Annotated in this window: 11 protein-coding genes and 1 pseudogene; 3 read left to right on the top strand and 9 right to left on the bottom strand. The window is 32.8% G+C overall.

What is annotated here, in order from left to right; all coding sequences use genetic code 11:
• The 4 genes and pseudogenes from Q0K35_RS10595 to gndA form a co-directional block, all read right to left on the bottom strand.
• A pseudogene (locus Q0K35_RS10595) lies at positions 1–161 on the bottom strand (transketolase); the annotation flags it as partial.
• 255 nt (positions 162–416) lie between these two features.
• On the bottom strand, positions 417–1,652 hold the full coding sequence (locus Q0K35_RS10590; RefSeq protein WP_294562833.1) for an amidohydrolase: 1,236 nt from the start codon (positions 1,650–1,652) through the stop codon (positions 417–419).
• On the bottom strand, positions 1,642–2,526 hold the full coding sequence (locus Q0K35_RS10585; protein WP_294562832.1) for an EamA family transporter: 885 nt from the start codon (positions 2,524–2,526) through the stop codon (positions 1,642–1,644). Before Q0K35_RS10585 ends, Q0K35_RS10590 begins: the two co-directional genes overlap by 11 nt.
• 4 nt (positions 2,527–2,530) lie before the next feature.
• Positions 2,531–3,943: an NADP-dependent phosphogluconate dehydrogenase gene (gndA, locus tag Q0K35_RS10580; protein ID WP_294562831.1), complete on the bottom strand. Its 1,413-nt coding sequence runs from the start codon at positions 3,941–3,943 to the stop codon at positions 2,531–2,533.
• Positions 3,944–4,136: 193 nt separating this feature from the next.
• On the opposite strand from gndA, the gene Q0K35_RS10575 reads away from it, so the two are divergent.
• Together Q0K35_RS10575 and Q0K35_RS11585 are read left to right on the top strand one after the other, a co-directional pair.
• A complete protein-coding gene (locus tag Q0K35_RS10575; protein WP_294562830.1) occupies positions 4,137–4,661 on the top strand; it encodes a hypothetical protein in 525 nt (174 codons plus the stop codon).
• A gap of 10 nt (positions 4,662–4,671) precedes the next feature.
• Positions 4,672–4,956: a transposase gene (locus Q0K35_RS11585; protein WP_365936224.1), complete on the top strand. Its 285-nt coding sequence runs from the start codon at positions 4,672–4,674 to the stop codon at positions 4,954–4,956.
• A 339-nt stretch (positions 4,957–5,295) separates the two neighbouring features.
• Here the strand turns inward: Q0K35_RS11585 and Q0K35_RS10570 are convergent, their stop codons facing one another.
• The 4 genes from Q0K35_RS10570 to Q0K35_RS10555 are packed head-to-tail and all read right to left on the bottom strand — an operon-like array spanning position 5,296 to position 7,783.
• The gene (locus tag Q0K35_RS10570; RefSeq protein WP_294562829.1) at positions 5,296–6,114 is read right to left on the bottom strand and encodes a PTS system mannose/fructose/sorbose family transporter subunit IID; all 819 of its coding nucleotides are present in this window, start codon (positions 6,112–6,114) and stop codon (positions 5,296–5,298) included.
• Entirely contained in the window at positions 6,107–6,862 is a 756-nt protein-coding gene (locus Q0K35_RS10565; RefSeq protein WP_294562828.1) for a PTS sugar transporter subunit IIC, read from the bottom strand. Before Q0K35_RS10565 ends, Q0K35_RS10570 begins: the two co-directional genes overlap by 8 nt.
• Positions 6,863–6,882: 20 nt before the next feature.
• Positions 6,883–7,374, bottom strand: a complete 492-nt coding sequence (locus tag Q0K35_RS10560) for a PTS sugar transporter subunit IIB (protein WP_294562827.1) — start codon at positions 7,372–7,374, stop codon at positions 6,883–6,885.
• Entirely contained in the window at positions 7,367–7,783 is a 417-nt protein-coding gene (locus Q0K35_RS10555; RefSeq protein WP_294562826.1) for a PTS sugar transporter subunit IIA, read from the bottom strand. The genes Q0K35_RS10560 and Q0K35_RS10555 overlap by 8 nt, the downstream gene beginning before the upstream one ends.
• A gap of 269 nt (positions 7,784–8,052) precedes the next feature.
• Between Q0K35_RS10555 and Q0K35_RS10550 the strand changes: the two genes are divergently transcribed.
• On the top strand, positions 8,053–9,555 hold the full coding sequence (locus Q0K35_RS10550) for a carboxylesterase family protein (protein WP_294562825.1): 1,503 nt from the start codon (positions 8,053–8,055) through the stop codon (positions 9,553–9,555).
• Positions 9,556–9,796: 241 nt separating this feature from the next.
• Here Q0K35_RS10550 and Q0K35_RS10545 read toward each other — a convergent pair whose 3' ends face one another.
• Positions 9,797–10,672 (bottom strand): MurR/RpiR family transcriptional regulator, encoded by an 876-nt coding sequence (locus tag Q0K35_RS10545; RefSeq protein WP_294562824.1) that lies wholly within the window; start codon positions 10,670–10,672, stop codon positions 9,797–9,799.
• Between the last annotated feature and the right edge of the window lie 288 nt (positions 10,673–10,960).

Here is a 10,960-nt window from a genome sequence, read left to right as displayed (position 1 = left end):
TCTTCATTGATATCCATGACATTAAAATATAAATAGGTAATGATATCGGCACTGGAAAGGCTGCCTCCGATATGTCCGCTTTGTGCATTGGCCACCATTTTTAAAATATTTTTACGAATGTTTATGGCATGTTGTTGTAATTGTTTTTTTGTATAATACATAATTATTCTCCTCGTATAATAATAAAACTTCATTAATTATATATTCAGATATCGGTTTATCACAAAAAAGATGACAGTTCTATGAAAATTTCCTTCATATCTGGCATCTCTGCTTTTTCATTCTTATAAAACACATTATATCTTAATGATGCACATCACTTACCCGAACACTATTTTAAATTATTGTGAAATAATACGCTTCACTATATTATGTGCTCATTTCAGATACATAGTCTAAAAGTTTGGTTGGCTCAATCACTCTCCTTCTTTTTCTTTTTGAAGTTCTTTAGCCATTTCAACTTTAGCTTCTTCAATAATGCTTGGATCTAATAATAAATCCAACGTTGTATAAGCCATCACTTTACTGCCCAGTCCTACTACGTATTTTGCTCTAGGAGAAATTACGTGTTCCAAATATTCTTTTGTATGAAGAGAGACTCTTTTTTCAGGTATTAATGTTGGATAAGGCATAATACCTGGAATTTTACGCATAACGTCACCAAAGTCTTCGCCCCCATTATCATCGACCATTCCTTCTTTAAGTGGTTCTCCCAGCATTTCAAAGTTTTTACGCAAGTATTTTTCAAATGTGTGATTGTAAATTCTACCCTTATAACCTCTTTTTTCTTCAATTTCAACTGTACATCCTGTAGCTAATGCTGCTCCTTCTGCACAATTTCTAATTTTAGGAGCTAATCCATCTAATAGAAGTGGATTGAAGCATTTAACAGCTACTAGCATTTTACACTTACTTGGAATAATTCCTTCTTCTTTTCCTACATCTGTAAACTTAACAAACATTTGAATTTCATCTTTTGTTTGATAACGCAATGCCGCAATGCTTGTATAGAATATTACACCAGCATCTTGAGCATTAATTCCTTTTTCTCTGTGATTTCCAATATGTGCAGCAAAACCATTATATGTAACTTCAAAAGACATGCTAGATTTACACCTACCAGCAATCTTACTTGTCCCTGAAGTTGGATGTAATACCATTGAAGCATCAGTATCATCAAATACACCATTTTCTAACATGATAATTTTTCCACCAACTTGCTCTTCAGCTGGAGTACCAACAACTCTAATTTCTCCTTGAAGATTGTATTTATCCATTATATACTTTATGGCCGTTCCTGCACCTGTTGCGGTTGTTGAAATAATATTGTGCCCACATGCATGCTGTACTCTTTCATTTTCGGGAAATCTTTCACCCATATCGATAGCATCAAGTTCTGCCAATATATCAATTCTTGGTTTACTTCCTTTAACTTTAGAATATGAAGCTATAAAGGCTGTTTCTAGTGTACCTACTCCTCTTTCGACTGTAAAACCTTCATTTTCCAAAAACGTTGAAAGAATTTCTGAAGTTTTATACTCTCTAAGATACAATTCTGGATTATCATAGAGTTCAATCGCAAGTTTCCAAAGTTTTTCATTTTCTTTTTCGACATAGTCGTTAATTTCTTTTTTTAGTTCGTTAGTTTCCATTCAATTTCTCCTTTCTTTGACTAAATACCAATTTATATACAGAAATTATTATCAAAATACTTCCAATTATCTTAAAAATACTTAATGAATCATGTAAAAATATAACACCAACTACGGTACTTGTAAGTGGTTCGAACAAACTAAATAACGAGGCATTTGTTGAACCAATTCTTTTTATTCCAACTTGCAATAATAAAACCGCAATTATTTGACCAAATAGAGCTGTTCCTATTAGGTATAGGCTTACGACAAAATTTGCAATAATTGTTAAGTTATTAGTAAATAAGCAAATGATAAATAGGATAACACTAGCAATCAAAGTTAACCAAAAAGAAATTACCAACAAATCATATTTGTATAAAAGTCCGCTTCTCTCTAAATAAACCATATAAAACGCATAGCTAAAGCCAGAAGCAATCGCAATAATGATGCCTAAGATGTCAGCCGATGCATTCGTATCAACGAACATAAATACCCCAATAAGTGCTATCACCAAACTTTCAATGTTGCTTCTTTTTAACTTTTCTTTATAGACAAAGTAGCATAATACACATACAAATAGAGGATACATAAAGTGTAGTGTTGTCGCGGTACCAATTGAGACATATGTATATGATAAATTCAATAATATACTTGTACAGGAATTACCAAACGTAGCAATTACAAACAAGTGTACCAAGTCTTTTTTATCTATATGGATAGAATATTTTTTAATTTTTGTAGCAATATACAACATTGGTACAGCCACTAGATAACGATAAAATGCCACATTAATCGCATTAAACCCCAAGGCATAAACTAGTGATACAAATAGCGGAACAATTCCAAAAATAATTCCTGACAATACCGTTGAAATTACCCCTTTTTTGTCCATGCGTTTAATTCTCCCAAACAGTATGAATTAAGTTTTCTTCAGGATCATCTATTCTTTTATAACCATGTGCACCAAAGTAATCACGCTGCGCTTGTAAAAGGTTAGCTGGAAGAAGCTTACTTGTATAACCGTCGTAGTAATTTAAAGAAGCATTAATTACCGGCAAATATACACCATTTAAAACACCTAACGCACATGTTTTTCTCCATGGAACTTGAAAACTCTCTATTCTTTCTTTGAAGTATGGACTAACAAGTAAGTTTGTTAGTTCCGCATTGTTTTTAAATTCGTTATCTATATCATTTAAGAAGTTAGCTCTAATTATGCATCCATTTTCCCAAATTCGTGCTATCTCAGCAAGGTTTAAGTTCCAATCATATTCTTTGCTTGCTTTTTTAAGTAAATCAAAACCTTGAGCATACGAAATTACCTTAGCCGAATAAACTGTCTTCTCCAAATTATCTAGCCAATCTTTTTCTAAAGGTTGAGCCACAATTTCTTTTTTATACAGTTTTGAAGCTTCAACCCTTTCTTTTTTAGCACTTGATAAATATCTTGCAAATACTGATTCGGCTATTGTAGGAATGGCAACACCTATATCAAGTGCCTCCATACTCGTCCATTTACCAGTACCTTTTTGACCAGCTTCATCAAGGATTACATCAATTAGGTATTTACCGGTTTTCTCATCTTTCTTTTGTAGAATGTCGGCTGTTATTTCTATTAAATAAGAACTTAAAATTCCCTTGTTCCATTCAACAAAAATCTTTTGAATCTCTTCAATGCTTAAATTGCCAACTTTTCTCATAAAATCATAAGCTTCACATATAATTTGGAGATCTCCATACTCGATACCATTATGTATCATCTTTACGAAGTGTCCGCTTCCATTAGGGCCTACATAAGTTGTGCACGGTTCACCCCTGTCATTTTTAGCACTTATCTTTTCTAAAATATCCTTGATATATTTATCATATATTAATTTGTCGCCAGATGGCATAATGCTTGGACCTTCAAGAGCTCCCTTTTCACCTCCTGATACACCAATGCCTAAAAAATGAATTTTCATTTTATCAAGTTCATTAAATCTTCTAATGGTATCTTTATAATAAGAATTTCCACAATCTAGGATAATATCCCCTTCATCTATATATTCTTTTAGACCATCAATGACGATGTCGACAGCCCTTCCAGCTGTAACCATTAAGAAAATAATTTTTGGTTTACTTAAAGATAAAACGAATTCTTTTAGATCAATATATCCGTTTACCTTTTCCTCTTCTTTTGCACTATCTAAGAAGAGTTTTACACCACTTTCTTCGATATTGTAGACAGACACAGAATATCCTTTTCTTGCAATATTATGTGCCAAACTTCTACCCATAACGCCCATTCCATAAACACCAACTTGATTCATAATCTACCTCGTTTTCAAAATAAATTTATACATGAAATAATCATGAGTTTAAATAAAAATTGCGCAAAAACTTGATTTATAAAGCTTTGCGCATATTTATGGTTTTCTCCTGTCAGGTGCTATATTCATAGGTGCAATTCCTGTATAATATTCGTAACCAATCAGGATTTATACAGAAAGAAATCGCATTACTATGATACACAATATACGCAATTTGACAACTATGATTTTGACAGTAGCACTCTTTCAAGTGATGAAGAATCATTTTCTTGATTCTTTTCAATCACTGCCTTTTTTTGATACTTGTAAAATATTCATACATTCTAATAAAAGTATCCTTTCCCAGCTCGTTATTCGAAATCTTTTAGGCTGCTTCAATCAGGTTGAGCAGGATGTCCTTCTTCATGATACTCTGCTTTTCAATGATGCTCCCGTTGCAAGGCAGCCTGCCGTTTTCAGATTCTTTGACAGAGTGACTCGTCTTACGAATGTGCAGTTCAAATACAACGAACCAAAACAGGAAGCAGATTCTTTCATCCATCGCTATCAGGAAACTGGCTATCATCCTCTTATGATCAATGAATTTAATTTAAAACTGTTAGTCATTGCTCAGCTTGGAACCGGTAAAAGCTACTCATCAAACGGAATCGTTATATCCGATTCAGAGGCGACAGTGCTTTCTACTGTGATGAGCTTATCCTCTATTTGGAAGGAATAAACTGTCACTCTTGCCTGTTATTTATTGTGTAATAACAAACAAGGAAAACGGAAACCCAAAATCTGTTCTAGTTTTTTATGAAGAAAGAGGAAACATCGAGAAGTTCACTAAGAAACTGAAAGATGATTTCAATGGCGGGAAGCTTTCGCATAGAGAGTTTCTCAAAAACGAAATAGAATTTTTTATTTCGTCACTTTCATCTAATATATTCCATATCTTTCAAAATACTATACTGAAGAATGATGACAGAAAAATAAGGATGAATACATTTAGAAGCAAGTATCAAAAAAGATAGAAGTACGAGTAGTTAAACATGCAAGACAGGTGGAACTGCATTTCAGCAGTGCCTATCTTCAATAATCATAAAGTCTCACATTCAACAGTACAGTTGATTGACTGCAGATTTTACTATGGAAAACCCATAAACGATTTAACCTGTTCGCAAACATTTTCACTGATTATCTTATTTTTAAACTGATTTTTTACAGCTGTTTGTTTTCATGAATATTTCAGGTTTATATTGTAATTTATACAACTAGTTTTCAAACTTAGACTTTTTAAAATTTAAGTCTTAGCGAATGCTTGACAAATCAGCTAAGACTTAAGACTATAGTTCGAATACTTTGTTTTAAATCTATCCTAATATTCCAAAGAATGCTGCTACGATAGAAATAACAAGAATTAATAATACTAATTTAATGTAATTTTGTCCTTTATGAGTAAAGTACCAATAAACACCAAACACGGCAGCTAATTGTAACATACCTGGTAAGATTTGATCTAGGTATGATTGAATAGAAATAACGGCACCTGTTGACTCGATGGTCCAGGACAAAGGAGTGGTAACTGTTACATATGAAGCACTTAGAGCCCCCATCATAAATAGGCCAAGGATACTTGCAGCAGTGATTAATTTGTTCATTGTTCCTGATTGTAGTAATTTTGGAACAGCTTCACTACCTAGGTCGTAACCTAAACGACATGTATACCTACCTACTACGAATATTAAAATACTAAATAATGGTGGGAATACTAAAGCGATTGGACTTCCCTGTAATGCAAAATTACATGCAATACCCATCAAAATAGATTTTATCATACCCCAAATTAGAGTATCTCCAATACCAGCAATAGGACCCATCAGACCTAACTTGATACCAGTAATAACATCGCCAGTTAAATGTCCCTTAACTTTTTCTTCTTCCATAGCTAGGACGATACCTACAACAACAGCACCAATAGTACCTTCTGTGTTATAGAATTCTAAGTGACGTTTTAAAGCATCCTTATATCCTTCAGTATCATCGCCATAAATTTTCTTTAAATTCTTTGCTACTGCAGAACAAAATGAAGGAGCTTGAAGTCTTTCGTAAGAGTTGTTTGTTTCAGCAGCTAACCACCATAATAAGTGAGCTTGATTGACTTCTTTCTTTGATAGTAAACGTTCAGCCATTATGAGTTTCTCCTTTCTTATTACCTGCAAAGTAAATAACCATAGCAATACATAGACCAAATACTGCACAAGCCATAGTACCAACGCCTAAGTATTTAATGGCAAAGAAACCCATGAAGTAATATGGTAGAAGTTCTTTGCGACCAATTGACATAATAATAATTGCAAAACCAATAGCTGGTAGAATACCACCAGCAACACTCAAACCAGTCGTGACGAAATCTGGTAAGTAATTTAGTATTGCTTGTACTGCATCAGCACCAAATAGATTGAAACAGAATACAGGTATAAACCGGATAAAGAATGCAACTATGGTTGGATAGAGCATAGCACATCTATAAATCCCCTGTTCGTCTCCCAATTCAGCAAATTTATCTGCTTTATGTAACCAAATAAGGTTTGATGTACGTCTAATTTGGTCAACAAAAGCACCAAGAATACCGAATGGAACAGCAACTGTTACTGCTGTATCAGCATCTAGACCTAACTGTAAAGCTACTGGAACAGCTATACATGTAGCTAGAGCTGAATCACTAGGAGCATTTCCGCCTGTGAAAACAACACCTAAATAGATAAGATTGATTGACCCACCAATAATTAATCCATTAATAGGATCGCCGAGCAATGCTCCCAGAATAAAACCTAAGGTTACAGGTTGTCCCATAAGATTTGTAAGACCATAACCTAAGCGCTGTGTTGCCAAAAAATAAATTATTCCGCTTAGTACAGCAAACATGAATGTTGACATAAAACTTTCCCCTCCTTCCTTTAGAACTTAAGTTTGCCAACAACTTTTTCAAACTCTGCACTTTGTTCATCAGGAACCTGATGGAAGTAAACACGAACTCCCCTATCATGCAAAGTTCTTAGTTCATCGGTGTCTTTTTTGTCTAGTGTGATTGGTCCAAATGCAATCACTCTTCCAGGACCCGCCCCAAGACCACCGATTTGTAATTCTGAATAAGTAAATCCCTCATTATAACAAGCAACCGCTTCATTGACTGACTTGAATAATACTAGAACATCACCATTTCCAAATTGATCTTTCGCATAATTCTCAACAGCTTCATTATGACTATATACCGTAACTTCCACACCTGGAGGAGCAGCCATAATATAGATGCTTTTCATAAAATCATTTGAAGCTAAAGTATCGTCAATTACGATAATTCTGTTTGACCTTGTAATTTTTACCCACTTGTTTACAATTTGTCCGTGAATCAATCTAAAATCGATTCTTACTAATTTGATATTAGCCATTCTTATCTACCTCCCCTAATATATATTCATTTAAATAAGTACCACTATTTTGTAGAACTTCAATAGCGTGATTAGCTAAAGAATCCAAATCTAACGCTGATCTCTGTGAAACAACTTCAATAAGCATTGCTAAATTTAAACCGGTTACAGCTTTGAAATCATATCTATCCAATAGACTCATTGCCGAGAAGCAAGGTGTGCCACCAAATAAGTCAATTAGACATATAACTTCTTTATCTTCATTTTCTTTTAAGCAATTTTCAATTTTTTCAACCAACTGCTCAATACCCATATCAGGAGTTAAAGAGAATGCATGGCAATCATGAATTGTGCCAATAATCATTTCTGCTGATTTGACTATTTCTTGTGCGAATCTACCATGACTGACTACTATAATCAATTTTTTCATTTGAAACCCCTTCCTTTTATAAATTTATTTTAACATGTTTTTTTTTTTTTTCAATATACAAAAAAATATTTTTTTATTTTTTACTATACACCAAGAAAATGATCTCTAATTATATTCATATTTGCTTGTTTAGAAGTTTTTTAATACTTTTTCTTTAACAAGGTATAGAAAAATAGACAAATTTGATAACAGAAGCTTAATCGAAAAAAATTTTGTTATCATTGACACAAATAAAAACAAATTTTATAATTTCGTTGGAGGTGCTTCTTATGGACAGTTTAACAATTAAAACAAATAAAGGCTTAGTAAGAGGAATAAAGGAAGATGGGGTAAATAAATTTCTTGGTATTCCTTATGCTAAAAAACCAGTTGGAGATTTAAGGTTTTCACCTCCTGTAGAGTGTGATTCTTGGCAGGGAGAGCTGGAAGTAATAAAATGGCCAGCCAATCCTATTCAACCTATAAACGAATCTAATCCATTCAATCTAAATTCTGTTTCTGGATACAGTGAGGATTGTTTATATTTGAATATATTTGTTCCTGACAAAGACATAAAAGATACTCCGGTAATGGTCTGGTTTTATGGTGGTGGCTATACAACAGGTGGCTGTTCATTCGATAGTTATGATGGCTCTAATATGGCTAAAAATAACGAGGTAATTATTGTTACTGCTAACTATAGACTTGGACTATTTGGTTTTTTGTATATGGAAGAAATTAATGGTAACAATAACACTAACCCAGGGTTGGCAGATGCCATTGCAATATTAAAGTGGGTCAAAGATAATATAAGTTCATTTGGTGGTGACAAAAATAATGTTACAGTTTTTGGCCAGTCAGCCGGCTCCTCTTTAATTAATATATTAATGATTAGTCCTAAGGCTAAAAATTTATTTCATGCTGCCATTACTCAAAGTGGATCGCCATTTAATCACGATGAGTGGCGCTTAGGAAAAAATAAGGCGCAAGAAAAAACTTGGAATTATTTAAAGAAAATAGGAATCAATAGTGTTGAGGAATTGAAAAATGCTACGTCTGAAAGGTTATTAATCGATAAAGATGCTTATGCAATGTCGGAATTCTGTCCATATGTTGATAATTATTACATCCCAGATGAGTTGGAAAAAACTTACCTAAAAGGTGTAATTTACCCTGTACCTGTAATGGTGGGATTAACCAAAGATGAAGCAACAATACTAGTAAGCGGAGGCGATTCACATGGTGAAAGAGGAAGTGCAACTGCAAGCCGTTTTGAAAGAACCATTGTTAGGAAATACGACTTTGAAGAAGCTAGAAATTTTCTCTACGGCAAATATGGTTCATATTTAAAAAGCGATCCAGCATATGCGTTAGCTCGCTTTAGGTCAGATAATAGTTTAGCTAATCAAATGTATTTTGCAGAATGTCTAAATGAAAGGACTAAAGAAGATGTTTATTTTTATATATTTGATAGAATTCCACCAAGCAATAACCCGGCATTTTTAGGTGCTTACCATGGTTGTGAAATAAGATATATATTTATGAATTTGTCCGATGACTATTCGGAATTCGACAAAAAAGTTAGTCAAGATATTTCAAAATACTGGACTAATTTTGCAAAGCATCATAATCCAAATTCTAGTGATCTGCCTAATTGGACTAAGTTTACTAAAAATAGTAAAGATATCATGCACATAGATTATCCATGTCATTTAGAAAAATCTTATAAAAACTATACTACTGATATATTTATGGAGTTTTTAAAAAAGAAAATTGAAATCAACAATAAATAATAAAGTTCAGCTTGTTAACAAGCTATAAGTTTTTAAAAACTAAAATCAATTCAAAAAAGCGGTAGAAAATCAGCATTTATCAGATAATTTTAGGTAAAAGTAGCTTAAACCACCAACTTTTTTATACAAAAGTAAAGATAAAAAAAGACCGAATGACAAAGCCTTCTCGAAAAGTGACTTTGTCAACGGTCTGAAATAATAAAGTTGCATATTTATAATTCATTGAGAAACCATCTTAATTTTAATCATCTTTTGTGGTATTGATAATGCTTCTGATCTTATACAAAGAATCATTTGATTTTTTTTCATCATTAAACATGATTATTGTAAATAAGGAATCGATTATTGCAAGTTGAGAAATTCTGCTTGATAAAGACTCTGACCTATAACCGGTTTCTTCAGAAATAGAAACCAGTATTACATCAGCAAGTTTACTTAGTTCACTTGAAATATAACTGGTAATTGCGATAACTTTTACATTATTCTGTTTTACTGTTTCAGCAAGTTTCAATGTTTCTTTAGTTAGCCCTGTATGAGTGATAACGACAGCACAATCATTTTCTTCTAGTAAAGAAGCTTGCATGAGTTGTATATGATAATCTTCTGAAAACTCGATATTTATTGGAGACCTTAAAAACTTATGGTAGGCATCATAAGAAACCACATTGCTTCCTCCAACTCCAAAGAAAGCAACTTTCTTTGCGTTGAGCAGAAAGCTGACTGCTTTTTCGAGATCTTCTTCTTTTACCAAAGAAATAGTATCATTTAGTGATTTTATTGAGGAGTCAAAAACTTTTTGCGACATTTGTAGATAAGTATCCGTTGGTTTTACATTTTCGTGAACTGATATTTCGGGGTCATATTCTTCAAATAAAAGATCACTTCTAAAATCTCGAAAACTCTTATAGCCAAGTTTCCGAGTAAATTGGAAGATTGTAGAATCTGCAAAACCTAATTCTTTAGCAATTTCACTGATAGTCATTCGCGATACTTTTTTTGGATTAGAAGTAGTGAAATCAGCTATAATTTTCTCCTTTTTTGTTAAATTAGGATAGTGTGTTTTTATTTTGATTTTTGTTGACTCTCTTTTCATCTGCGTCTCTACAACTAAATACATAACTAATAATATCACCTTTATTAATTAAATTTATGTCATTAGTTGTACTCCTATTTGTTATATTATACACAATGAGATAACATTCGTCAATTTTTTCAGAAGTTTGGATTGTGTAATCTGATTCGAATGTGATAATGTCTCAATGTATCAAAGTTGAATATGCGGGTTTTCGACACTTTCATAACCCTACACAATAGATGATACTTAAATTTGTCCTTATAAATAAGGGCTTTTTTTATGTCGATATCTGTCAAGTTATATAAATTATTGTTGTATATGTTGTATATG

The organism is uncultured Traorella sp., assembly GCF_944327115.1.
Classification (GTDB): Bacteria; Bacillota_I; Bacilli_A; order Erysipelotrichales; family Erysipelotrichaceae; genus Traorella.
This window is presented reverse-complemented; position numbering and strand designations above follow the sequence as displayed.

What these genes read in the sequence shown, in the direction of transcription:
- Q0K35_RS10575 (WP_294562830.1), top strand. Translation starts at nt 4,137, where the DNA reads ATGATACACAATATACGCAATTTGACAACTATGATTTTGACAGTAGCA.
- Q0K35_RS10590 (WP_294562833.1), bottom strand. Translation starts at nt 1,652, where the DNA reads ATGGAAACTAACGAACTAAAAAAAGAAATTAACGACTATGTCGAAAAA.
- Q0K35_RS10560 (WP_294562827.1), bottom strand. Translation starts at nt 7,374, where the DNA reads ATGGCTAATATCAAATTAGTAAGAATCGATTTTAGATTGATTCACGGA.
- Q0K35_RS10555 (WP_294562826.1), bottom strand. Translation starts at nt 7,783, where the DNA reads ATGAAAAAATTGATTATAGTAGTCAGTCATGGTAGATTCGCACAAGAA.
- Q0K35_RS10550 (WP_294562825.1), top strand. Translation starts at nt 8,053, where the DNA reads ATGGACAGTTTAACAATTAAAACAAATAAAGGCTTAGTAAGAGGAATA.
- gndA (WP_294562831.1), bottom strand. Translation starts at nt 3,943, where the DNA reads ATGAATCAAGTTGGTGTTTATGGAATGGGCGTTATGGGTAGAAGTTTG.
- Q0K35_RS10585 (WP_294562832.1), bottom strand. Translation starts at nt 2,526, where the DNA reads ATGGACAAAAAAGGGGTAATTTCAACGGTATTGTCAGGAATTATTTTT.
- Q0K35_RS10565 (WP_294562828.1), bottom strand. Translation starts at nt 6,862, where the DNA reads ATGTCAACATTCATGTTTGCTGTACTAAGCGGAATAATTTATTTTTTG.
- Q0K35_RS10570 (WP_294562829.1), bottom strand. Translation starts at nt 6,114, where the DNA reads ATGGCTGAACGTTTACTATCAAAGAAAGAAGTCAATCAAGCTCACTTA.
- Q0K35_RS10545 (WP_294562824.1), bottom strand. Translation starts at nt 10,672, where the DNA reads ATGTATTTAGTTGTAGAGACGCAGATGAAAAGAGAGTCAACAAAAATC.